Annotated in this window: 21 protein-coding genes and 1 riboswitch; of the genes, 4 read left to right on the forward strand and 17 right to left on the reverse strand. The window is 70.4% G+C overall.

Annotated features, from left to right (window positions below; all coding sequences use genetic code 11):
* Positions 1-19 precede the first annotated feature (19 nt).
* Both ACHBTE_RS06760 and ACHBTE_RS06765 read right to left on the reverse strand, forming a co-directional pair.
* Positions 20-1,117: a phosphotransferase family protein gene (locus tag ACHBTE_RS06760; protein WP_394722534.1), complete on the reverse strand. Its 1,098-nt coding sequence runs from the start codon at positions 1,115-1,117 to the stop codon at positions 20-22.
* Between the two features lie 12 nt (positions 1,118-1,129).
* A complete protein-coding gene (locus ACHBTE_RS06765) occupies positions 1,130-2,176 on the reverse strand; it encodes a hypothetical protein (protein ID WP_394722872.1) in 1,047 nt (348 codons plus the stop codon).
* Positions 2,177-2,379: 203 nt separating this feature from the next.
* Between ACHBTE_RS06765 and ACHBTE_RS06770 the strand changes: the two genes are divergently transcribed.
* Entirely contained in the window at positions 2,380-2,628 is a 249-nt protein-coding gene (locus ACHBTE_RS06770; protein ID WP_394722535.1) for a hypothetical protein, read from the forward strand.
* Here ACHBTE_RS06770 and ACHBTE_RS06775 read toward each other — a convergent pair.
* Positions 2,591-3,763, reverse strand: coding sequence for an acyl-CoA dehydrogenase family protein (locus ACHBTE_RS06775; protein ID WP_394722536.1), 1,173 nt, complete (start codon positions 3,761-3,763; stop codon positions 2,591-2,593). The genes ACHBTE_RS06770 and ACHBTE_RS06775 overlap by 38 nt on opposite strands.
* A 333-nt stretch (positions 3,764-4,096) precedes the next feature.
* Here ACHBTE_RS06775 and ACHBTE_RS06780 point away from each other — a divergent pair, with 333 nt between their 5' ends.
* On the forward strand, positions 4,097-5,359 hold the full coding sequence (locus ACHBTE_RS06780; protein ID WP_394722537.1) for a glycoside hydrolase family 18 protein: 1,263 nt from the start codon (positions 4,097-4,099) through the stop codon (positions 5,357-5,359).
* A gap of 81 nt (positions 5,360-5,440) precedes the next feature.
* On the opposite strand, the gene ACHBTE_RS06785 is transcribed toward ACHBTE_RS06780, so the two are convergent.
* The 5 genes from ACHBTE_RS06785 to ACHBTE_RS06805 all read right to left on the reverse strand — a co-directional run bounded on the left by ACHBTE_RS06785 (position 5,441) and on the right by ACHBTE_RS06805 (position 10,700).
* Positions 5,441-6,100: a TetR/AcrR family transcriptional regulator gene (locus tag ACHBTE_RS06785; RefSeq protein ID WP_394722538.1), complete on the reverse strand. Its 660-nt coding sequence runs from the start codon at positions 6,098-6,100 to the stop codon at positions 5,441-5,443.
* Positions 6,101-6,246: 146 nt separating this feature from the next.
* Positions 6,247-6,387 carry an SCO1431 family membrane protein gene (locus ACHBTE_RS06790; protein ID WP_394722539.1) on the reverse strand — a complete coding sequence of 47 codons (141 nt, stop codon included), beginning with the start codon at positions 6,385-6,387 and terminating at the stop codon, positions 6,247-6,249.
* A 99-nt stretch (positions 6,388-6,486) separates the two neighbouring features.
* Positions 6,487-7,851, reverse strand: a complete 1,365-nt coding sequence (locus tag ACHBTE_RS06795; protein WP_394722540.1) for a peptidase C39 family protein — start codon at positions 7,849-7,851, stop codon at positions 6,487-6,489.
* A gap of 315 nt (positions 7,852-8,166) precedes the next feature.
* The gene (locus tag ACHBTE_RS06800; protein ID WP_394722541.1) at positions 8,167-9,708 is read right to left on the reverse strand and encodes an amino acid permease; all 1,542 of its coding nucleotides are present in this window, start codon (positions 9,706-9,708) and stop codon (positions 8,167-8,169) included.
* Between the two features lie 38 nt (positions 9,709-9,746).
* A complete protein-coding gene (locus tag ACHBTE_RS06805; RefSeq protein WP_394722542.1) occupies positions 9,747-10,700 on the reverse strand; it encodes a hypothetical protein in 954 nt (317 codons plus the stop codon).
* A 251-nt stretch (positions 10,701-10,951) separates the two neighbouring features.
* On the opposite strand from ACHBTE_RS06805, the gene ACHBTE_RS06810 reads away from it, so the two are divergent.
* Entirely contained in the window at positions 10,952-11,572 is a 621-nt protein-coding gene (locus ACHBTE_RS06810) for a uridine kinase (protein WP_394722873.1), read from the forward strand.
* Positions 11,573-12,003: 431 nt separating this feature from the next.
* The gene (locus ACHBTE_RS06815) at positions 12,004-13,887 is read left to right on the forward strand and encodes an AAA family ATPase (RefSeq protein WP_394722543.1); all 1,884 of its coding nucleotides are present in this window, start codon (positions 12,004-12,006) and stop codon (positions 13,885-13,887) included.
* A gap of 32 nt (positions 13,888-13,919) precedes the next feature.
* On the opposite strand, the gene ACHBTE_RS06820 is transcribed toward ACHBTE_RS06815, so the two are convergent.
* The 9 genes from ACHBTE_RS06820 to ACHBTE_RS06860 form a co-directional block, all read right to left on the reverse strand.
* Positions 13,920-15,008 carry a hemolysin family protein gene (locus ACHBTE_RS06820; protein ID WP_394722544.1) on the reverse strand — a complete coding sequence of 363 codons (1,089 nt, stop codon included), beginning with the start codon at positions 15,006-15,008 and terminating at the stop codon, positions 13,920-13,922.
* Positions 15,005-16,336, reverse strand: coding sequence for a hemolysin family protein (locus ACHBTE_RS06825; RefSeq protein ID WP_394722545.1), 1,332 nt, complete (start codon positions 16,334-16,336; stop codon positions 15,005-15,007). Before ACHBTE_RS06825 ends, ACHBTE_RS06820 begins: the two co-directional genes overlap by 4 nt.
* Positions 16,337-16,539: 203 nt before the next feature.
* Positions 16,540-16,998, reverse strand: coding sequence for a PH domain-containing protein (locus tag ACHBTE_RS06830; protein WP_394722546.1), 459 nt, complete (start codon positions 16,996-16,998; stop codon positions 16,540-16,542).
* Between the two features lie 19 nt (positions 16,999-17,017).
* Positions 17,018-17,869, reverse strand: a complete 852-nt coding sequence (gene hisG / locus ACHBTE_RS06835; RefSeq protein ID WP_394722547.1) for an ATP phosphoribosyltransferase — start codon at positions 17,867-17,869, stop codon at positions 17,018-17,020.
* 50 nt (positions 17,870-17,919) lie between these two features.
* Positions 17,920-18,192, reverse strand: coding sequence for a phosphoribosyl-ATP diphosphatase (locus ACHBTE_RS06840; RefSeq protein WP_257562976.1), 273 nt, complete (start codon positions 18,190-18,192; stop codon positions 17,920-17,922).
* 34 nt (positions 18,193-18,226) lie between these two features.
* Positions 18,227-18,712 (reverse strand): 6,7-dimethyl-8-ribityllumazine synthase, encoded by a 486-nt coding sequence (gene ribH, locus ACHBTE_RS06845; protein WP_356578558.1) that lies wholly within the window; start codon positions 18,710-18,712, stop codon positions 18,227-18,229.
* Between the two features lie 29 nt (positions 18,713-18,741).
* Complete coding sequence (gene ribB / locus ACHBTE_RS06850) at positions 18,742-20,187, reverse strand: 3,4-dihydroxy-2-butanone-4-phosphate synthase (protein WP_394722548.1); 1,446 nt, start codon at positions 20,185-20,187, stop codon at positions 18,742-18,744.
* Positions 20,184-20,825 (reverse strand): nicotinamide riboside transporter PnuC, encoded by a 642-nt coding sequence (locus ACHBTE_RS06855; protein WP_394722549.1) that lies wholly within the window; start codon positions 20,823-20,825, stop codon positions 20,184-20,186. The genes ribB and ACHBTE_RS06855 overlap by 4 nt, the downstream gene beginning before the upstream one ends.
* Positions 20,822-21,454 (reverse strand): riboflavin synthase, encoded by a 633-nt coding sequence (locus ACHBTE_RS06860; RefSeq protein WP_394722550.1) that lies wholly within the window; start codon positions 21,452-21,454, stop codon positions 20,822-20,824. Before ACHBTE_RS06860 ends, ACHBTE_RS06855 begins: the two co-directional genes overlap by 4 nt.
* A 146-nt stretch (positions 21,455-21,600) precedes the next feature.
* Positions 21,601-21,731, reverse strand: a riboswitch (FMN riboswitch).
* Positions 21,732-22,082 lie beyond the last annotated feature (351 nt).

Genomic DNA, 22,082 nt, shown 5'->3' on the forward strand with positions numbered 1-22,082 from the left:
CCGAGGCCGTCGGCGTCGCTCAATCCCAGTAGCTGCCCTGCACCATGGCTCGCAGGCTGCCGTGGTGCAGGATCAGTGTGTCCGGGTCCGCCGGGACGGCCACTTCGCCGAAGTGGACCTGGCGGTAGGCGACTCGGAGCATGACCACGGCGTGCCGCAGGGCGGCGTAGAGCGTGTAGAAGTCCATGTCGCGCGGGATGTGACCGGTGAGTTGGGCGTAGCGTGCCTCGACCCGGTCGCGGCGCAGGAAGTGCGGCAGCCCGCGCTGTCCGAAGGCGACCGTGAGGTCCTGGAAGAAGCGGTGCAGATAGACCGTCCAGCCGAGGTCGACCTCGCGCGGGGCGAGTGCCGCCATCTCCCAGTCGAGGACGGCCGCGGGTTCGAACCCGTCGTAGACGACGTTCCCGATGCGGGCGTCGCCCCAGTTCAGCACGGGCGGGCCTGGATCGCGGGGCCAGAGATCCTCCAGCCGGTCGAACGCCTCCTCGATGAGGGGTGAGCGGGCGCGTCCGTCAACCACCCATGAGTAGTACGCCCGTTGCGCCATGACGTGCCGCCGCAGCTCGTCCCCCTCGCCAGGGAGAGCGAGGAACTCGGCCTCTTTCGCCGGTACTTGGTCGTGCAGCGCGGCCAGCAGCCCGATCGTCGCCGCCTCCAGCCGGGCGCGCTCCTCGTCGCTCGCCGCGTGCAGCCAGTTGCCCTCATAGGTGTACGGCATGACGTCCGGTGGCACGCGCCCCTGGACGCGCTCCATGACGAAGAAGGGCGCGCCCAGCGGGCCGGGGTCCTCCTCCAGCCACAGCACCTTCGGCACGGGGATGCCGGAGCGCTCGGCGACCAGCCGCATGGTGCGGTACTGCCGAGGCATGTCGTAGTCGGGGAACACCGTGTACGCGGCCGGATCCGCCGCCAGCCGCAACGCGCAGTCGCGGAACGACGGTTCGGGGTGCTCGATGGCGAACAGCAGGGTCTCGCTGGACATGCCGTTCGACTCGGGGACGGTAAGGTCGACCGCCTTCGCGCCGGGCAGCCGGGTGGCGAGCCAGGCGGTGAGCCGGCGGCTGACCTCCTCCGGGTCGCGGGTGCTGGTGCGGGGCCGGGGTGCTGTGGCTGCCATGACGCAAACCCCCTACGGTGCGACCGATGTGAAGTCCGCGAACCCGCTCGGGTCGTGCCGCCCGAACGAGCCGTGCTCGAAGATGCCGTGGCCGACCCGGCCTTCCAGCCGGAAGCGCGCGGCGTGGTCGGTGACGCCGTACGCGGCGAGCGGGTGGGCGGCTGCGTCGGAGAGGTCGAAGACGGCGCTGTCGGTCCAGCCGCGCCCTCGCCAGGTGCCGTGCTGCCAGTCGCCGGCGGGCGGATAGCCGGCGCCGACGGCGAGCGGGGACGAGGTGAGGACCTCCACCTCCAACTCCTGCGGCTTGCGTATGTCGCCCAGGTGGACGAGGGCGCGTTCGGGGTGGCGGGTACCGGGACGGTAGGTGATCTCGGCCTGGGGCCAGCCGAGTTGGCGATCGCGGTGGCCGGGGCGGACGAGGGTGGCGTCGCTCAGCGAGCGGTGTCCGTCGGCGTCCTCCTGGACGATCACCATCAGGAACCGGTCCTCGAAGCGCACGGGGCACCAGATCCAGTGGAAGCCCTCGGTCGGGTGCTCCTCGGCGAACCGGCCGCCCTCCTCCCCGGGGACGGGTCGCACACCCCAGCTGCGGTCGCGGGTACCGGTCCACCCGGCCGGTGTGACGGCGAACTCGGCCGCGCCCGCGCGCACGACGCCCGCCACCCCGCCCGCCTGGACGAAGCGGCGCCCCTCGAGGGTGAGCCGGTCGCCGCGGCGCTGGAGATGGTGGGGTTCCCACAGGGCGGGGTACTCGGCGGTCCAGGTGATGTCGTAGGACAACGCGGCGTCTTCGCAGATCAGGCGCAGTCGGCGCAGGGGTTCGGACACCTCGATCCGCAGCGGTCCGACGGCCAGGCGCATGCGGTCCTCGCCGAGGGCGTCCGAGGCCCGCACCGCGTGCAGCGTGTCCCCCACGCGCAGGGTGGCGTAGGCGTCGATGACCCCGAGATTGGGGTAGACGCCCAGGCCGGCGATCAGCAGGGCGTGTCCCTCGTGGTCGAGGACGTGGAAGATGCAGCGGTCGTAGGCGTTGCGGTCGCTGGTGGCGACGTACTTCATGGACAGGGGAACCTGGTGCACCGGGTACTCGTCGAGCGGCACGGGGCGATCGTCGTCGGCCACGGCAAACCTCCCTGGAGGCGGCTGGGCTGACGGTACGTCAGGCAGTGCGAGGTGGCCAGAGCGGGAGCCGTACCTCCCGCGAACTCACGCCCGATTCCGGCGGACGGTGACTTGTCCCCCCACCTCCGCGTTGCCCCGGTATGCCCTCCACCTATTCGACGACCGGACCCCAGCGCCGCATCTTCGTGCCGCGGCCCGCGGGCACGCTTCCGCCGGCCCCTCCGCAGCAGCCGGACCCGCCGATCTACCGCGAGTTGATGCGCACCTGGGCCGACCGCGGTCGCACCCTGCCCGGGCACCACGACCCGGAGTGGATCCGGCTCGCGGCGCCGCAGGTCAAGCGGGGTCAGTTCAGCGTCCCTCGGGACCTGCTAGGTGACGGGCGATGACCATCCGCTGAATCTGGTTCGTGCCCTCGACGATCTGGAGCACCTTGGCCTCGCGCATGTACCGCTCGGCCGGGAAGTCCGCGGTGTAGCCGTAACCGCCGAGGATCTGGACGGCGTCGGTGGTGACTTTCATCGCGGTGTCGGTGCAGTGCAGCTTGGCCATCGCCGCCTGCTTGGCGAAGGGACGGCCGGCGTCGCGCAGCCGCGCCGCGGCAAGGTACAGCGCGCGGCCCGCCTCGATCTGGGTCGCCATGTCGGCGAGCATGAAGCGCAGCCCCTGGAAGTCGGCGATGGGCTTGCCGAACTGCCGGCGCTCGGTCGCGTACGCCACCGCCTCGTCGAGCGCCGCCTGCGCCACGCCGATCGCGCAGGCCGCGATGCCGAGCCGGCCGGAGTCGAGCGCGGACAGGGCGATCGCGAAGCCCTGGCCCTCCTCGCCGAGGCGCCGCTCGTCGGAGACCCGGACGCCGTCGAAGTGGACCTGTGCCGTGGGCGATCCCTTCATGCCCATCTTCTTCTCGGGCGCCGCCGATCCGAGCCCCTGCGCGTCCCCGGGGACCAGGAACGCGGTGATGCCACGCGGGCCTTCCTCACCCGTGCGGGCCATGACGGTGTAGAAGTCGGCGATACCGCCGTGCGTGATCCAGGCCTTGGTGCCCGTGAGCACCCAGCCGTCCCCGTCCCGGACCGCCTTGGTCCGCAGGGACGCGGCGTCGGACCCGGACGACGGCTCGGAGAGGCAGTACGCGCCGAGCAGCCCGCCGCCGAGCATCGCGGGCAGGTGCTCGACCTGCTGCTGCTTGGTGCCGTAGGTGGCGAGGGCGTAGGAGGCGAGGGTGTGCACGCTGACGCCGAGGCCGACGGTGAGGCGGACCGCGGCGAGCTCTTCCAGGACCTGGAGATAGACCTCGTAGGGCTGGTCGCCGCCGCCGTACTCGGAGTCGTACGGCAGGCCGAGCAGTCCTGATTCGGACAGCAGGGTGAAGACCTCGCGCGGGAAGCGTCCGGCGTCCTCCTCCTCGGCCGCCTTCGGGGCGATCTCGCGCTGCGCGATGTCGCGGACGAGCGAGATCAGATCCCGGGCCTCGTCCGTGGGCAGTTGACGGTCCACCGGCTGCGGGGCGCGGTCGGGCATGGCGACGATCCTCCCTGTCGGGCACATCGGCGGTCTGCCGCCTTGGGTGGGGCGGCCCGCCGGGTCTCACTGGTGCCGGGCCGATGCTCGCGTTCCCGGGTTTCGGAAGCTGCTGACCAGCGGCTGCGCTGTGAGTATGCCCGATCGGAGGCACCCCGTCACCAGTTAACGACCGCTTACTTCAAGAAGTATCGAGCGACACACGCGGTCATCGAAATTGGTCCGAACCATTGACGTACTGGTCTAGTCCTCCTACCTTGGCGGAGCGATTCCATCAGCGCGTTCATGCCAATCGGCGCACGTTCCCCTCTCCCCCACGGAGGAGACACCCCGATGCACACTTCGCACCGCCCCCGCCCCCGCGCCCGGTTCCGGGCGCTCGTGTCCGCCGCCTGTGCGGCCGTCCTCGGCGCCGGACTGCTCACCGTCGCGGGCACCGCCACCGCGGACACCGCCGCCACCGGATCCGACGCCTCCGCACCCAGGCTCGCCGCCGGCTCCAAGGTCGTCGGCTACTTCACCGAATGGGGCACCTACGACCGCAAGTACCTCGTCAAGAACATCGAGACCTCGGGCTCGGCCACCAGGCTCACCCACATCAACTACGCCTTCGGCAACGTCACCGGCGGCAGGTGCGCGATCGGCGACTCCTACGCGGCGACCGAGCGGACGTACACCGCGGCCGAGTCCGTGGACGGCGTCGCCGACACCTGGGACCAGCCGCTGCGCGGTACCTTCAACCAGCTGCGCGAGCTGAAGAAGAAGCACCCGGGTCTGAAGGTCCTGTGGTCCTTCGGCGGCTGGAACTGGTCGAGCGGCTTCGGCGAGGCGTCGCGCAACCCGGCCGCCTTCGCCCAGTCCTGCTACGACCTGGTCGAGAACTCCAAGTGGGCCGATGTCTTCGACGGCATCGACATCGACTGGGAGTACCCGAACGCCTGCGGCGCCACCTGTGACACCAGCGGGCGGGAGTCCTTCAAGAACCTGATGTCGGCGGTGCGCGCCAAGTTCGGCTCCCGCAACCTGGTCACGGCGGCGATCACGGCCGACGCGAGCAGCGGCGGCAAGATCGACGCGGCGAACTACGCGGGCGCCGCACAGTACGTCGACTGGTACAACCCGATGACCTACGACTTCTTCGGCGCCTGGGACGCGACCGGCCCGACGGCCCCGCACTCGCCGTTGAACTCCTACAACGGCATCCCGAAGGCGGGCTTCCACACCTCGGCGACCATCGCCAAGCTCAAGGGCCTCGGCATCCCGCCCTCGAAGCTGCTGCTCGGCATCGGCTTCTACGGCCGCGGCTGGACCGGCGTCACCCAGTCGGCGCCCGGCGGCACGGCGACCGGGCCGGCGAAGGGGACCTGGGAGAACGGCATCGAGGACTACAAGGTGCTCAAGAGCCGCTGCCCGGCGAACGGCACGGTGGGCGGCACCGCGTACGCCAAGTGCGGGAACGAGTGGTGGAGTTACGACACCCCCGCGACCATCGCCACCAAGATGACGTACAAGAACCAGCAGGGCCTGGGCGGCACCTTCTTCTGGGAGCTGAGCGGGGACACGACCGGCGGTGAGCTGATCAAGGCGATCAAGTAACCGGACCCACGGGGGACAAGGGGCGGAGGACCACGAGACCTCCGCCCCTTGTGCGTGCCCGGACGCGGGCCGCTCAGCGAGTCAGCCGCTCCGCCGGGCGGACTCGGGGGCCCGGTAGGCGGGGTCGAGCTCCTCGATGGCGCGCATGGCGCCGCCCAGCATCCGCACCAGCAGCTCGCGCATGGTCTCGCGGGGCAGTTCCGGGCGGTCGATCCAGTCGAGGGTGGCGCCCTCCACGCTGCACACCCAGGCGAGCAGGCCCATCCGGGCGAGCGGGGCGATGTCCGTGCGGCCGTACGCCCCCTCGGCGATGGTCGCCACGATCGCCTCGCGGACGCCGTCCCGGATGGCGTGCACCTCGGTGTCGAAGCCGACGCCGCCGCTGACGATGGTGCGGTAGGCGGCCTGGTTGTGCTCGGCGTAGCGCAGATAGCTGTCGATGGTGCGATGGACGCGGTCCACCGGCTCCAGTTCGACCCCGCTCGCCGCATAGGTGACCAGGTCGGCGACGGAGTCCTGGATGATCGCCAGGTAGTAGCCGCGCTTGGACTGGAAGTAGTAGTAGATGAGTCCCTTGGCGACATGGGCTTGGCGGGCGATGTCGTCCATGGAGAGCGCGTCGTACGACGTGTCGGCGAACAACTTGCGCCCGATGGTGATCAGTTCGGCGCGGCGCGCCACCGAACGCTCGGTGCCGCGCGCCCGGGGTCGGGCCGCGTCACGCTGTTGACTAATATTCAATTTCGACCCTGGATTCCATCGGGCGGCGGGACATCGGCAGTATGGCAGACCTGCACGACCTGCCCGTTCGAGTCTGATCGACTTTGATGAAAGCAATCCGCCCGGGGTCGGTATATGTCCGACCAAGGGGTGTCGTGTGCGTCAGGTCACAGCAGTCCGAGCTGGGCGATGAGCATCGCGACGACCACGACAAGGGTCCACCCCATGATGTGCTCGACGATCCTGGGGCCGTCTCCCCCGGGGCCGCCGGTGCGGACGCGGGCGGCTGTGGCTGAGTGCGTGGTCATATGCCCACCTTGCCACCGGGCTCGGCTTTTGCGGCAGAGACGTTGCTCACAGCACAAAGGCCCCGTTTCCGGGGCCTTCCGTGCGACCTCGCGGGTGGCTCAGCGCACCCCCACCGCGGCGAGCGCGCGGCGCTGGCGGAGCGTCGGAGAGGCGGGGAAGTAGAGGTAGCAGACGCCGCCGGTGCCGGAGACGACGTTGCCACTGGCGTTGTAGCGCTTGGTGCGGAGCCAGATGTTCTCCCACTCGCGCCGGTTGTACACGCGCCGCACCGCTTCGTTGGTCGGCGAGTTCGGGTCGTTGGCGATCACGTCGCCCTCGGCGGTGAAGCCGATGACGGTCATCAGATGCCCGGCGGTGCCGTACCCCGCCCCGGTCAGCTCCTCCTTCAGGAAGGACTGGGACGTTATGGCCGGGACGCCGGCGGCGATCAGGCGCTCCAGATCGGTGAGCGAACCGAGCCGGGTGACCACGCCCTGGAGGTCCTCGAAGGTGGCCGCGTAGGCGGCGTTGAACGGCCAGTTGCCGCAGCCCGCGTACTGGTAGTCATAGGTGAACCGGGCCGCGTGACAGACCTGCGGGTCGGCGAACGCCGGGTCGACCCAGGACAGCTGCTCCGGAGTGAGCCGGCCGCCCCAGTACTCGACGATCATCTGCGAGGAGGTGGGGCTGCACCAGGCCTCGCCGCCGTTGTCGTACTCCGGGTACTGGCCGATGTGGGTCTCCTGCGAGTACCGCGGGACGATCAGCTCCTGGGCGAGGCCGGGGGCGGAGGCGGGCACGGTGAAGCGGTCGGGGACGTCGGAGCCCATCGCGCCGACGCGCCAGACCTTGGGGGTGATCCGGGTGCCGGGCCTGCGGTGGAGGGTGAGCCGCAGCCGGTACGTGGCCAGGCGCAGGCCGGTGGCCGGGTCGTCGATGGCGAAGGTGTCGGTCCAGATGCTGCTCTTGCCGTCGCTCTGGTCGTCGACCGAGGTGCGCCTGATGTCCTGGTCGCCGGCGGCCCAGCGGCCCATCACGTACCAGGGGGTGGAGGTGCCGTCGGAGTATCTGCCCTTCAGCTCGATCTGGATCCAGGTGCCGTCGGGGGTGTGCGCGTTCCAGGACGCGATCGCCTCGGTCGCGGGGACGCGGAGCCGGTGGACGGGGGACGTCCAGGTCGCGTACTCCCAGCGGGCGGTGCGGCCGGTGTGCGGGTCGGTGTAGTCGATGGTGCCGGCGGGCCGGGCGAGCACGAGCCCGGGGCGCTCGCCCGGGACGGCCCGGGTGCCGTCGAAGGAACCGCGGCGCCAGTCGGCGTACGTCGTCCAGGCGCGGTTGTCGACGGTGCGGGCCGGAGCCAGGGCCGGGTCCACGGTGCCGGCGCCGGCGTCGGCGGCTGTGGCGGGGCCCGCGCCGCCGGCGACGGCTGCGGCGACCGCGGCGGCGAGGACGGTTCTGCGGGAGGGCTGTTCGGCTCTGCTCATGGGCGGAAGACCCCCAGGTGTCCGAGTCGGGCGGGGCCGGTGCACGGCTGTCCGCCAACTATGGACGCAGGGGGCACGCTCTGCCAGCACTTGGACCCTGGGCGCGCCAACGATTATTGGTATCGACCACTGGCGGGCCCGGGCCGGCCCGCTTCCCCAACCGCTCTGTGCGCAGGGCGAGATGAGCGGCTCCGGCTCCGGCGTACCGCACCGCGCGGGCGTACGGCGCCGCGAGCACGCTCCCCGCACGACCCCGGCGTACGCCACCGCGACGGCGTACGCCGGGGCCCGTGACAGGGAGTCAGGCACCGGGCGTCAGACGACGTCCATGGCCGCCACCTCGTCGGGCCGGCCGTAGCTGATCGGTCCGTGGAAGCGGCGGCGGGCGCTGGTGAACCACCACGCCGTCGCCACGGCCAGGACGACGGCCAGCGCGATCGGCGCGTAGTTGAAGGAGTCGGCGGTGATCGGTGAGGCATGGGGCAGCATGAACAGGACGCTGCTGAGCAGGATCCATGTCACCGCGACGACCCCGACGGGCCGGCCCCAGCGGCCCAGATGCCAGGGCCCTGGCTGGAACTCGTCACCAAGTCGCAGCCTGAGCAGGATCGGGACGGCATAGGCGAGGAAGAGCCCGACGACGTTCACGCTGACGATGGCCGTGAACGCCGTCTGCGACCACCAGCCGGGCAGCACCAGCGCGAGCGAGCACGCGACCGCCAGCCACACCGCCTTGACGGGCGTGCGCGTGCGCGGCGAGACCGAGTGCCACCAGTGGGAGCCGGGCATCGCGCCGTCCCGGGAGAAGGCGAAGATCTGCCGGGTGTTGCTGGTGAGATTGGCGAGGCCGCAGAAGAGCATGGCGCCGATCACGATCAGCAGCAGCGCCTTCGCGGTGCCGTGGCCCAGTCCGTCGATGAGGATCTGCACGGGCGGGGCGTCGGCGCCCGCCACCCGGTCGTAGTCACGAATGCTGTAGACCAATGCGAGCATCAGGACCAGTCCGGCGATCGCCGACCAGGCGATCGCGCGGGTGATCCCTCTGGGCGCGTTGACCGTCGCCCGAACCGTTTCCTCCGACATGTGGAAGCTGCCGTCGAAGCCGGTGAAGGTCCAGCTGGTGACCAGCAGACCGAGCATGCCTCCGTAAAGGGCGCTCGTGAAACCGGTGTTGTTCACGAAATGCGCGGCAAAGGATGCCGACTGATGGTGATCGGGCACGACGATCAAAGTGCTGACGATGATCACGAGTCCGATCAGCAGCCACCACACGGAGATCCGGTTCAGTATCGCGACCAGGTGCACGGTGTAGGTGTTGGCGAGCCCCTGGAGCACGATGATCAGTGCCGTGAGCAGCACGGTCCGGTGCGGGCTCGGTTCGTACGAGGGCCACTGGAGGGCCAGGAACGCCTGGAGGAAGGTGGCGGCGGCGTACCCGGTGGCGGCCGTGCCGCCGACCTGGCCCACGAAGTTCAGCCAGCCCGTGTACCAGGACCAGGCGCCCTTGTGCCGTTTCGCGAGTTTACCGGCGGAGAAATACAGTGCACCACTGGTCGGATAGGCCGAAGCGACTTCCGCCATCGCTGCTCCCACGAAGAGCACCATGATGGAAACACCGATCCAGCCGAAGACGAGAATGCTGGGGCCGCCCGCATTCAGACCGAACCCGAAACCCGAGAAGATTCCTGAGATGATGTTGATGATGGTGAACGAGATGGCGAAGTTGTCGAACGCCTGAAAACGCCGCGTGAGTTTTCTCGGATAACCCATCGCATGCAGGGTCGCGTCGTCGTCGAGCACGATCGGATCCGTTTCCCCGCGCGCTCCGGCGGGCGGGGCCGATATCCGTTCTGACACGGGTCGGACCTTTCTCTTGGGTGGGGGGTTGCGGCGCGTCAGACGGCCGGCACGGGCAGCCCGCAGGCGCGACGCGCCCGGGACAGCTGCTCGGCCGGGTCGCCGAAGACGCACCAGGGCATGCGGGAGGCGTACGGCCCCATCGCCGCGAAGGCGCCGCATGCCTCCTCCTCGCGCCGTGACATCACCAGGCCGTGTGCGAGATAGGCCAGGTCGAGGACCGGCGTGAAGCGGTATTCGGCCACCGTGGGCAGCCAGTTGTGGTGGATCGACAGTGCGGTCGAGGTCCACTGCGGCTGCTCCCAGACCCGGTCGGCGAGCAGCCCGGTGGGGTCGTAGCACTCCACCAGGGCGACCAGCGGCAGCAGGCGCAGCGGCGAGGCGGCGGGCGCGCGCTGGCCGAGGAAGGCGGCGACGTCCCAGGCGGCGGTCACGGAGCCGCCGTGCCGGGGGAAGAAGCAGGCCAGGAAGCGGTGATGGGCCTCGCGGTGCCAGGGATCGAGGGAGAGGACGTGCGCGAACAGCCGCCAGGGTCCGGGCGGCGCAGTGAGCAGCCCGCGCGGCGCGCGGTCGCGCAGCCGGTGCAGCCGGGCCATGGCCAGCTTGGCCACCCAGGGCGTCGGATCGGCGGGGTCCGTGCCGGCGGCGCGCTCGCAGGCGGCCAGCGCTATCCGCTCCAGCGCCTCGGTGCGCGGGTCGCGTGCGTCGGCCGCGCGCAGCGCCCGCAGCACGGCCACCCGCGCCCACAGCAGGGCCGCCTCGGGACCGGGTTCCTCGGCCAGCCAGCGCTCGACGAGGTCGGAGTCGGCGGCCTCCGAGGCGAGCACCAAGGAGCGGTGGGCGCGCAGAGCGAAGTCGCCCCGGGTTTCGGCGAGCGCGTCACGGGCGCTCAGATATCGGCCGGCCCGTACATCGACGCATACACTCGCGAGCACGCGGTCGTCGGCCGCCGGATGCCACACATACTGCCCTTCGAATAACCCCGCGGCCATCTGTCCCAGCCCATCCCCGTTGCGGCAGCTCACAGTTGTGCACCAGGCACCTTACTCAGCGTGGGCCTCAACCGGAACGTAGATTTCACCGTGGCGGCCGGAGTTTTTCGGCGGCAATGCGGACAGCGGCCCGCTAGTTCAAAGCGACACCTTTTCTCTTCCCCGTCGGCACCCCTCCCCCGCCCGCTTCGACCCGCTACTAGAATGTTCCAACGAAATATGCCCGCCTCCACCTCACCCCGGGAAAAACGATTCACGAGCTCGCCGCCCGGCTCCGCCGCCTCGCCCCGTCCTGCGGCCCGGTCCGCCTGATCGGCGTCGACGGGCACGCCGGCTCCGGAAAGTCCACGTTCGCCGGGCAGTTGGCCCGGGAACTGGGCGACGCGCCGGTGCTGCACCTCGACGACATCGCCACCCATGACGAGCTGTTCGAGTGGACCGGGCGCCTGCTGGCCCAGGTGATCGAACCGCTCGCGCGGGGCGAGGACGCCCACTACGCCCCCTACGACTGGCGCGCCCGCTGCTTCGGACCGGCCCGCACCGTGCCGCCCGCACCGGTGATCGTCCTCGAAGGGGTCGGCGCGGGCCGCCGTGCGCTGCGCCCCCACCTGGCCCGGCTGCTGTGGATGGAACTGCCGCGCGAGGAGTCCTGGTCCCGGGGGCGCGCACGGGACGGGCAGGAGCAGCGGGAGTTCTGGGCGGGCTGGGTCCGGGCGGAGCGCGAGCACTTCGCCGACGACCCTTCCCGGCCGTTCGCCGACCTTCTGGTTCGTCAGAGCAGCAAGGGGTACGAGGTGCTCAGTGGGCCTGCCGGGACAGCCGGGGCGCACCGCCCCTTCACGCAGGGTGACGGGCCATCGGCAATGTGCTGAAGTTGTGAAGAAGCCTGCCGGACAAGTTCCCGGAGTGCCTCAACTCGGCTTGACCGGGGGGCCGTACAGGACTTACGTTCTCAATGTGCGGTCAATCGAGACCGCCCCCAGACGCGAAGCCCCCGGTTGTTCCCCCGTGATCGGGGGCTTCGTTCTGCCCTCACCATGTTTTCCCGGGCGCCGTGAGGCGCGATTCGCTCACCCTCGGTCACCGAGCGGGTGGCGCCCGATCTGCTCCCACCTCGTCGAACGGCCCGTGCGGCACCCTGGGGCGGGCCGTGCCCCCGCAGGTACGATGCCCTCGGTGCGACCTACGGACGGCTGCTCTGCGCACCGTTGCAACTCCGGTCCACGGTACGGCGGTTCGAACAACGCGGCCCGGCGGACGAGCGGTCGGCCAACCGACGGGGGCACGGTTTGTGGGGGACGTGATGGACTTCGGCACGCAGGGCCCCGAGGCCCCGGCCGACCTCGCCTGGCTGCGAGGTGTGGACGCCTACACGATGGGGGCCTATCCGCAGGCGGAGGAGGAGTTCCGCACCGCCGTACGCATCGATCCCGGGATGGCCGACGGCTGGCTCGGCCTGCACGCGCTGCGCGTGGACACGACGACCGCACTGCTGCGGATGTTCCGGCACCGGGAACGTTTCGGGGAACAGCGCACCCGGCACCGGCGCACTCTCAACTCCTGGTACTGGCTCGGCTGGTGGGTGCAGCCCGTCCTGGAGAGCCCACGGGATCTGCTGCTGGCGCACGCCTCGCACTGGCTGGACGGACGGCACGTCCCCGAGCTGGACCGGGCGCTCGCCGGGCTCCCGCCCGTGGACACCGACCACCAGGTCCGCTTCCTGCACTCCTGCCGTGCCTATCTGGTCAAGGACTGGGAGCAACTCGTACGGCACACCGACTCGTTGCTCGACGACCCGATGCTCGGCATCGAGGCCGGCCTGTTCGGCGGCATGGCACGGGTACGGCTGGAGATGTACGGGCAGGCCGAGCCGCTGCTGTCGGCCGCGCTGATGCGCTGCCGCAGCGAGCAGCCGCAGCGCAAGGAGCTGCGGTACTGGCTGGCCCGGGCGCACGAGGGCACGGGCCGGTCGGCCGCCGCCTTACCGCTCTACCGTGCCGTACACCGTGTCGATCCCGCCTTCATGGATACCTCGGCCCGGCTCGCGGCGATCGCCGAGGGCGACGGGTACGACGACACCGCCGACTTCGCGGCGATCACGCTGACCGGGGTCGGGCAGGACATGGCGGACGGCCCCGACATGCTCGATCCGCTCTTCGGCACCGAGGGACGCGATCTGCGGCTACCCGATCCCGATCTGCCGCCGGCCGGTCCGCTGCCGTCGGTGCCGTCGGTGCCGTCGGTGGTCGATCCGGCGGTGCGGGAGAAGACGGCGGGGCCCGCGCAGTCCCTGCCCGCCGGGCCGACCGACCCCGCGTTACTCGAAGAGGCGCTCGCCGAGCTCGAGCGCATGGTGGGGCTGGAGCCCGTGAAACGGCAGGTCAAGGCGCTGTCGGCGCAGTTGAACATGGCCCGGCTGCGCGCCGGGCAGGGCCTGCCGGTGCAGCCGCCCAAACGGCATTTCGTCTTCTCCGGCCCCTCAGGCACCGGCAAGACCACGGTCGCGCGCATCCTGGGCCGCGTCTTCTACGCCCTCGGACTGCTCGGCGGCGACCATCTCGTGGAGGCTCAGCGGGCGGACCTGGTCGGCGAGTATCTGGGCCAGACGGCGGTGAAGGCCAATGAGCTCATCGACTCCGCGCTGGGCGGAGTGCTGTTCGTGGACGAGGCGTACTCCCTGTCCAACACCGGCTACGGCAAGGGCGACGCCTATGGCGACGAGGCCCTCCAGGTGCTGCTGAAGCGGGCCGAGGACAACCGGGACCACCTGGTGGTGATCCTCGCCGGCTATCCCGAGGGCATGGACCGGCTGCTGGCCGCGAACCCCGGTCTGTCCTCGCGCTTCACGACCCGCGTCGACTTTCCTTCGTACCGTCCTCTCGAACTGACCTCGATCGGCGAGGTGCTCGCCGCGGAGAACGGTGACGTGTGGGACGAGGAAGCGCTGGACGAGCTGCGGTCCATCGCCGGGCATGTGGTCGATCAGGGGTGGATCGACGAGCTGGGCAACGGGCGGTTCCTGCGGACGCTGTACGAGAAGAGCTGTGCGTACCGGGATCTGCGGCTGTCGACCTACCCGGGGGCGTTGACGCGGGACGACTTGTCGACACTTCGGCTTCCGGATCTGATGCAGGCCTATGGGGAGGTCCTGTCGGGCAGAGGGCCGCAGGATCCGTCCGCGATGTGACGTGTGACGGACCCTGCGGCACGGCGCCCGCCTCAGCCGGCCAGCGCTTCCTCCGGCTCCCCGCTGTTCAGCCGCGGCCCGGTGACCCGTACCTCCGACAGCTCCCGGTGTGCGGGGTCGCGCACCTCGCCGACCAGGAGTTCGAGTACGTCCTCCAGGGCGACGAGGCCGAGGACCTTCCCGGAGGCGTCGGCCACCTGGGCGAGGTGGGTGGCGGCGCGGCGCATCACGGTGAGGGCGTCGTCGAGCGGGAGTTCGGAGCGCAGCGTCGTCATCGGGTGCCAGACATGCTGCGGCACCGCCCGTTCCGACTCCTCCAGGTCCAGGACGTCCTTCACATGCAGATAGCCCATGAAGGCGCCGTTCTCCGTGGCCACCGGGAAGCGGGAGTACCCGGTGCGGGCGGTGAGCGCCACGATCTGGCCCGGTGTGACCGACGGACGGACCGTGACCAGGGACTCCCGCTTGAGGAGCACGTCCGTCACCGGGCGCGAGCCCAGCTCCAGGGCGTCCTCGAGGCGTTCCTGTTCCTCCGGGTCGAGCAGCCCCGCCTGGCCGGAGTCCTCGACGAGCCGGTTGAGCTGCTCGCTGGTGAACACCGCCTCGACCTCGTCCTTCGGCTCGACGTGGAAGAGCCGCAGGATGGCCTGGGCGACCGCGCCGAGGGCGGCGGTGATCGGCTTGCAGAAGCGGGCGAACCAGACCAGGCCGGGGCTGAGCCACAGCGCGACCTTCTCCGGCGCCGCCATGGCCAGGTTTTTCGGCACCATCTCGCCGATGACCAGATGGAAGAAGACCACCGCGGCGAGGGCGATGACGTAGGTGAGCGGATGGATCACGCCCGCCGGCAGATGGACCCACTGGAACACCGGTTCCAGCAGATGCGCCACCGTGGGCTCGGCGACCGCACCGAGCGTCAGGGAGCAGACGGTGATGCCGAACTGGGCCGCGGCCATCATCTGGGGCAGCCGTTCCAGGCCGTACAGCACCTGACGGGCGCGGGCCGTGCCCAGCGGTTCGATCTGGCTGCGGCGTACCGAGACGAGGGCGAACTCGGCGCCGACGAAGAACCCATTGGCCAGCACGAGCAGCGCGGCGAAGAGAAGTTGGAGCACGCTCATCGGGCGACCTCCACCACGGCTCCGGTCCGCACCAGCCGGACCCGCTCGGCCCGGTAGTGGCCGACCCGGCGCACCGACAGCCGCCAGCCCGGCAGCTCCGCCTTGTCACCGACGGCCGGGATCCGGCCGAGCAGATCGGCGACCAGTCCGGCGACGGTCTCGTACGGACCCTCGGGTACGTCGAGTCCTATGCGCAGGAGGATGTCGACACGGCAGCTGCCGTCGGCGTCCCAGGCGGGCCGGCCGTCCTCCGCCGGGGCGGCGGCGAGTTCGGGCGGTTCGTTGAGCACGTCGTCGTGCTCGTCGCGGACCTCGCCGACGATCTCCTCGACGATGTCCTCCAGCGTGACCACCCCGGCCGTACCGCCGTACTCGTCGACGACGACCGCGATGGGCTGCTCGCTGCGCAGCTGGGCGAGCAGGGGCTGGACCGGCAGGGTCTCGGGCACGAGCAGCGCCGGGCGGGCGATGCCGGCGACCGGGGTGCGCAGCCGCTCACTCGAACGGATCGCCAGCGCGTCCTTCAGATGGACCATGCCGACGATTTCGTCGATCTTCTCCCGGTACACCGGGAAGCGGGACAGACCGGTGGCGCGGGTCAGGTTGACCACGTCCTCGGCGGTCGCCGACGCCTGGAGCGCGCTCACCTTCACCCGGGGTGTCATCACATGCTGCGCGGTCAGCTCGGCGAGCGACAGCGTCCGTACGAAGAGGTCCGCGGTGTCCTGCTCCAGGGCACCCGCCTGGGCGGAGTGCCGGGCGAGGGAGACGAGTTCACCGGGGGTGCGGGCGGAGGCCAGTTCCTCGGCGGGCTCGATGCCCATGGCGCGCACCAGGCGGTTGGCGACGGAGTTCAGTGCGGCGATCACCGGGCGGAACAGCCGCGCGAACACATGCTGCGGGCCGGCGACGAAGCGCGCGACCTGCATCGGCCTGGACACCGCCCAGTTCTTGGGCACGAGCTCGCCGATCACCATCTGCACGGCCGAGGCCAGCAGCATGCCGACGACCACCGCCACACCGGACACGGCGCCCTCGGGGACGCCGATCGCCGTGACGGGGCCGCCCAGCAGCCCCGCGAGCGCCGGTTCGGCGAGCATGCCGACGACCAGGGAGGTGATGGTGATGCCGAGCTGGGTGCCGGAGAGCTGGAAGGACAGCTCCTTGAGCGACTCGACGACGCGGTGGGCCCTTCGGTCGCCTTCGGCGGCGGCCTTCTCGGCGTCCGTGGTCTCCACCGTGACCAGGCCGAACTCGGCGGCCACGAAGAAGCCATTGGCGAGAATCAGGACGAACGCGGCCGTCAGGAGCAGCAACGGGGTGGTCATGATGCCGCCGCCTCGGTATCTCGGGAGGGGGCGGCGCAGGTACTACAGGACGATCCGTCCATCGCTGGAGGGAATCACTCCTCGGGTTGCAGGGGGCCTCTGAAGTCCGCTCGGAACATCAGAAGCGGAGGCGTCACGACAAACGCCTCCGCCAACAGATTAATCAAGACACCGGGATTTACGTCAGGGCCGACGTCACCGAGTCAGCCCTCCCGCTCCCCGGGTTCCCTCGTGGAGCGGGCCTCGGCGAGGGCCCGCAGGGCGCGCGCGTCGGCGATGGCACGCTGCTTGGCGATGCCGGGCTGGATGCCGAGCGCGGGCAGGCTGGTGCCGTCGCTGAGGTTGAGGAACACCCAGGGATCACCCGGGCGGAGGTTCACCTGGACGATCTCGGCCCATTCGAGACGGCGCCGGGTGGCGATGTTGACCACCGTGACGCCGCTGTCGTCGGCGACGACCTTCACGCGGGCGAGCATGGCCAGCACGCCGGCCATCAGCGCGGCGGTGAAGATGAAGCTCACCCGCTCGCCGGGGCTGAGCCGGTCCAGCAGCAGGGCGACCACGGTGATCACCACGAAGATCGCGGCTCCCGCGGTGAGCAGGACGGCACGGGTGCGGCCCGGGCGGAACGTGACGGGCAGGGCGGGAAGTTGTTCGGACATCGGTGTACGGCCCCTCGGGTCAGAGGCGGCAGGCGTGGATGGCCGTGGTCAGGATGGCCCGGGCGCCGATGTCGTACAGGTCGTCCATGATCCGCTGGGCTTCCTTCGCCGGGACCATGGCGCGCACGGCGACCCAGCCCTCGTTGTGCAGCGGCGACACGGTCGGCGACTCCAGGCCCGGGGTGAGGGCGACGGCCTTCTCCAGCTGCTCGACGCGGCAGTCGTAGTCCATCATCACGTAGGTCCGGGCGACCAGGACGCCCTGGAGCCGGCGCAGGAACTGCTGCACCTTGGGGTCCTCGCCGTCCGCGCCGGTGCTGCGGATGACGACGGCCTCGGACTTCATGATCGGCTCGCCGACGACCTCCAGGCCGGCGTTGCGCAGCGAGGTGCCGGTCTCGACGACGTCCGCGATGACCTGGGCGACGCCGAGCTGGATGGCGGTCTCGACGGCGCCGTCGAGGTGGACGACGGAGGCGTCGATGCCGTTGTCGGCGAGGTGCTTGGCGACGATGCCCTCGTAGGAGGTGGCGACCGTCTTGCCCTTCAGGTCCGCCAGGTCGTCGCCGACGATGCCCGGCTTGGTGGCGAAACGGAAGGTGGAGCGGGCGAAGCCGAGCGGCAGGATCTCCTCGGCGTCGGCGTTGGAGTCGATCAGCAGGTCGCGGCCGGTGATGCCGATGTCGAGCTGCCCGGAGGCGACATAGATGGCGATGTCGCGGGGGCGGAGGTAGAAGAACTCGACGTCGTTCTCCGGGTCGACGATCCGCAGTTCCTTGGACTCGCGTCGCTGCTGGTAGCCGGCCTCATGCAGCATCTCCGCCGCAGGGCCGGACAGTGAACCCTTGTTGGGGACGGCGATGCGCAGCATGAGGTCGGCTTCCTTCGTTCGCTCTTACGGTGTGCTGGGTTTGCTGGTACTCAGAGGTGGGCGTAGACGTCGTCCAGGGAGATCCCACGGGCGACCATCATCACCTGGACGTGGTACAGCAGCTGGGAGATCTCCTCGGCCGCCGCTTCCTTGCCCTCGTACTCGGCGGCCATCCAGACCTCGGCGGCCTCCTCGACGACCTTCTTGCCGATGGCATGGACGCCCTTCTCGACCAGTTCTGCGGTGCGGGAAGTGGCGGGGTCGCCGTTCGCGGCCTTGTGCTGGAGCTCGGTGAAGAGCTCCTCGAAAGTCTTCTTGGACATGGTGGCGCCCACTCTACGCGGTGTGCCAACCCACTTAGCGCCACGGTTCGGATACTGAGCGGAGGGTGGCCGCGGTGGCCACGGCCGCCGTCACCGCCTCGTGCCCCTTGTCCTCGTTGGAGCCCTCCAGGCCCGCCCGGTCCAGGGCCTGTTCCTCGGTGTCGCAGGTCAGCACACCGAAGCCGACGGGGACCCCGGTGTCGACCGAGACCTGGGTCAGGCCCTGGGTCACGCCCTGGCAGACGTACTCGAAGTGGGGGGTGCCGCCGCGGATGACGACGCCCAGGGCGACGATCGCGTCGTAGCCGCGGCCCGCGAGGACCTTGGCGACCACGGGCAGTTCCCAGCTGCCGGGGACCCGCAGGAGGGTCGGCTCGTCGATCCCCAGGTCGTGCAGGGCGCGCAGGGCGCCGTCCACCAGACCGTCCATCACCTTCTCGTGCCACTGCGCCGCGACGACGGCGACCCGCAGGTCACCCACATTGCGTACGGACAGCTCCGGTGCGCCCTTGCCGCTCACGTTCTCAGGTCTCCTCGGTGTGCTTGCTCTTACTGGTTGGTGCAGGTGGCCAGGGGGGCCGTGGGGGCCGGGTCCAGCCAGGGCAGGTCGTGGCCCATCCGGTCGCGCTTGGTGCGCAGGTACCGGAGGTTGTGCTCACCGGCCACCACCGGCATCGGCTCGCGGTCGGCGACTTCGATGCCATGACTGACCAGTGCGTCTGTCTTGTCCGGGTTGTTGGTCAGCAGGCGGACGCTGCGCACGCCCAGGTCGGCGAGTATCTGCGCACCGGCGCCGTAGTCACGGGCGTCGGCGGGCAGGCCGAGTTCGAGGTTGGCGTCGAGGGTGTCGCGACCGCGCTCCTGGAGTTCGTAGGCGCGCAGCTTGGACATCAGGCCGATGCCGCGTCCTTCGTGGCCGCGCAGATAAACCACCACTCCCCTGCCCTCGGCCTGGATGCGCTCCAGGGACGCCTCCAGCTGGGGGCCGCAGTCGCAGCGCAGGGAGTGGAAGACGTCTCCGGTGAGGCACTCGGAGTGGATGCGAACGACCACGTCCTCGCCGTCGCCCAGTTCGCCGTGGACGAGGGCGACATGCTCGACTCCGTCGGCGGCGGAGCGGTAGCCGTACGCCGTGAAGGTGCCGTGGGCGGTGGGCAGATGGACCTCGGCCTCGCGGCGGACCAGGGGCTCGGCCGGCCGGCGCTGCACGGAGAGGCCGGGGTGCTGGTCGCTCGGGGCGGGTCGCTGGTCGCCGAGGGCGGGGGTCTGTCCCGTCGTCGTCGGGTTCTGCCCGGCCGGGGCCGGGTCCGGGTCCTGCTCGGCCGGTGCCGGGCGCTCGAGGCGACGGCGGTGGGCGATCAGGTCCTCGATGGAGATGATCGTGAGGCCGTGCTTGCGGGCGAACGGGATCAGTTCGGGCAGCCGCAGCATCTCGCCGTCCTCGCCGGCGATCTCGACGATGGCGCCGGCCGGGCGCAGTCCCGCGAGCCGGGCGAGGTCGACGGCGGCCTCGGTGTGGCCGTTGCGCACGAGGACACCGCCGGAGCGGGCGCGCAGCGGGAAGATGTGGCCGGGGCGCACGAAGTCGGCCGGCTCGGCGCCGCCGTCCGCGAGGAGGCGGAGCGTGGTCGCGCGGTCGGAGGCCGAGATCCCGGTGGTCACGCCGTGGGCGGCGGACGCGTCCACGGACACGGTGAACGCGGTCTTCATCGACTCGGTGTTGTCGTCGACCATCTGCGGCAGACCCAGCCGGTCCAGCTCGTCGCTCTCCATGGGCGCGCAGATCAGTCCGCGGCATTCGCTCATCATGAAGGCGACGATCTCCGGTGTCACCTTCTCCGCGGCGATGACGAGATCGCCCTCGTTCTCGCGGTCCTCGTCGTCGACGACCACGATGGGCCGGCCGGCCGCGATGTCGGCGATGGCCTGCTCGACGGGGTCGAGCGTGAGGTCCTCGACGGCGTCGGGGCTGTACAGGATCGATGCCGCAGTCATGCCGGCACTCCTTCCAGGACGGGCCGCGCGTCGTTGCGGGAGCGCAGCCACCAGTCGCGCATGCCCCACAGGACGAGTGCGCCGTAGATGACGTAGACGAAGCCGGAGAAGGCGTAGCCGTTGGCGAAGTTGAGGGGCACGCCGACGAGGTCGACGAGCAGCCAGGCGAACCAGAACTCGACCATGCCGCGCGCCTGGGCGTACATGGCGACGACGGTGCCGACGAATATGTAGGCGTCGGGCCATGGGTCCCAGGACAGGGTCGGGTACGCCTTGAAGAGCAGCGCCACCGCGATCGTGCCCGCGGCGGCTGCGGCGGCCATCACCGCGCGCTCGCGCCAGGTGGCGAACCGTACGGCGATGTGGCCGTCCTCCGTCTGCCCCTTGCCGCGCTGCCACTGCCACCAGCCGTACAGGGCGACGAGCATGACGACGGCCTGCTTGCCGGCGCTGCCGGTCAGATGACCGAAGAAGGCGCCGAACAGGATCAGGCCGGCGAGGAACTGCACGGGCCAGGTCCATATGGAGCGCCGCCAGCCGAGGGCGAGGGCGGCGAGGCCGAAGAGGTTGCCGACCATGTCCGACCAGAGGATGTGCTGGCCGAAGAGGCTGAAGGCCTCGGAGTTCAGCGAGTTCACTTGGCCGTCGTCCCTTCGGAGGAGACCGGGCCGGAGGAGAACCGGTCGCCCAGCATCCGCTCGACGTACTTGGCGATGACGTCCACCTCGAGGTTGACCGGGTCGCCGGGCTGCTTGAGGCCGAGGGTGGTCAGGTCGAGGGTGGTGGGGATGAGGCTGACGGTGAAGTAGTCGGGTCCGGCGTCGACGACGGTGAGGCTGATGCCGTCGACGGTGATGGAGCCCTTCTCCACGACGTACCGGGAGAGGTCCGCGGGCAGCGAGATCTTGACGATCTCCCAGTTCTCGGAGGGCTTGCGCTCCAGCACCTCACCGGTGCCGTCGACGTGCCCCTGCACGATGTGCCCGCCGAGGCGGGCACCCACGGCGGTGGGGCGCTCGAGGTTGACGCGGGAGCCGACGGTGAGGACGCCCAGGCTGGAGCGATCGAGGGTCTCCGCCATGACGTCGGCGGTGAACTCGTCGCCCTCGTGCTCGACGACCGTGAGGCAGACGCCGTTGACCGCGATGGAGTCGCCGTGCTTCGCGCCTTCGGTGACGACGGGGCCGCGCAGTCGGAAGCGACAGGCGTCGTCGAGGGTCTCGACGGCCGTGACATGGCCCAGCTCTTCGACGATTCCGGTGAACACGTCCCGGGTCCTCCTGCCTCATTCGGGCACGGACTCCGGGGCTGTCGAAGACGACAGAATGTACGAGCAGGGACACCGGGGGCGACGCCGGACAGGGCTCGCCTCATGGACGAACCGGTACGGCGGCGCGCACGAATGCCCGCCCGCCGCGCACTGCCTCCCATCCGGACTTTAACCGTCGGTCCAGGAATTTCACCTGGTCAACCGGTCGCTGGAGGCGACCGGGTCGCGGACTGTAACCGCCGGTTCGGACTTTCACCGACCCCGGAGTGCGCTGCTTCTGGTACAGGGCCAGTTTGCCACGCCAGGCAAGCGTCCATGCGGGCGAGTGCTGTGGGGTGCCTCACAGGGCGCATGACTGGCCATCTTCGGCCGGCACTCTCCGGCTGTTTTTCCCCGACTGACCTCCGGGCGGGCTTTCCCGACCTCAACTCCCCCTCCTCCGCCTCCAGATTGGTCCATACCTATTGACCCGACTGGTCTAGTCCTTTTAGGGTCGGCGCAACTTCTTCGGTCCGGCGACCGGGGCGGGGCAGGGGCCGTGGCCTGCCGAGCCCGCGCAGACGGCCCGGTGGCGGTGACGACGGCCCTTGCCCGCCGCCGGGTCTTCCAACATCGGCCTGCCGCC

The sequence above is a fragment of the Streptomyces sp. M41 genome (genome assembly GCF_043673425.1).
In the GTDB taxonomy this organism is placed as follows: Bacteria; Actinomycetota; Actinomycetes; order Streptomycetales; family Streptomycetaceae; genus Streptomyces.

Excerpts from the sequence above, each read along its gene's own strand:
- ACHBTE_RS06790 (WP_394722539.1), bottom strand. The coding sequence starts at position 6,387 with ATGACCACGCACTCAGCCACAGCCGCCCGCGTCCGCACCGGCGGCCCC.
- ACHBTE_RS06840 (WP_257562976.1), bottom strand. The coding sequence starts at position 18,192 with ATGTCCAAGAAGACTTTCGAGGAGCTCTTCACCGAGCTCCAGCACAAG.
- ACHBTE_RS06770 (WP_394722535.1), top strand. The coding sequence starts at position 2,380 with ATGCCCTCCACCTATTCGACGACCGGACCCCAGCGCCGCATCTTCGTG.
- ACHBTE_RS06775 (WP_394722536.1), bottom strand. The coding sequence starts at position 3,763 with ATGCCCGACCGCGCCCCGCAGCCGGTGGACCGTCAACTGCCCACGGAC.
- ACHBTE_RS06830 (WP_394722546.1), bottom strand. The coding sequence starts at position 16,998 with ATGTCCGAACAACTTCCCGCCCTGCCCGTCACGTTCCGCCCGGGCCGC.
- ACHBTE_RS06795 (WP_394722540.1), bottom strand. The coding sequence starts at position 7,851 with ATGAGCAGAGCCGAACAGCCCTCCCGCAGAACCGTCCTCGCCGCCGCG.
- ribB (WP_394722548.1), bottom strand. The coding sequence starts at position 20,187 with ATGACTGCGGCATCGATCCTGTACAGCCCCGACGCCGTCGAGGACCTC.
- ACHBTE_RS06805 (WP_394722542.1), bottom strand. The coding sequence starts at position 10,700 with ATGGCCGCGGGGTTATTCGAAGGGCAGTATGTGTGGCATCCGGCGGCC.
- ACHBTE_RS06815 (WP_394722543.1), top strand. The coding sequence starts at position 12,004 with ATGGACTTCGGCACGCAGGGCCCCGAGGCCCCGGCCGACCTCGCCTGG.
- ACHBTE_RS06780 (WP_394722537.1), top strand. The coding sequence starts at position 4,097 with ATGCACACTTCGCACCGCCCCCGCCCCCGCGCCCGGTTCCGGGCGCTC.
- hisG (WP_394722547.1), bottom strand. The coding sequence starts at position 17,869 with ATGCTGCGCATCGCCGTCCCCAACAAGGGTTCACTGTCCGGCCCTGCG.
- ACHBTE_RS06820 (WP_394722544.1), bottom strand. The coding sequence starts at position 15,008 with ATGAGCGTGCTCCAACTTCTCTTCGCCGCGCTGCTCGTGCTGGCCAAT.
- ACHBTE_RS06765 (WP_394722872.1), bottom strand. The coding sequence starts at position 2,176 with ATGAAGTACGTCGCCACCAGCGACCGCAACGCCTACGACCGCTGCATC.
- ACHBTE_RS06760 (WP_394722534.1), bottom strand. The coding sequence starts at position 1,117 with ATGGCAGCCACAGCACCCCGGCCCCGCACCAGCACCCGCGACCCGGAG.
- ACHBTE_RS06825 (WP_394722545.1), bottom strand. The coding sequence starts at position 16,336 with ATGACCACCCCGTTGCTGCTCCTGACGGCCGCGTTCGTCCTGATTCTC.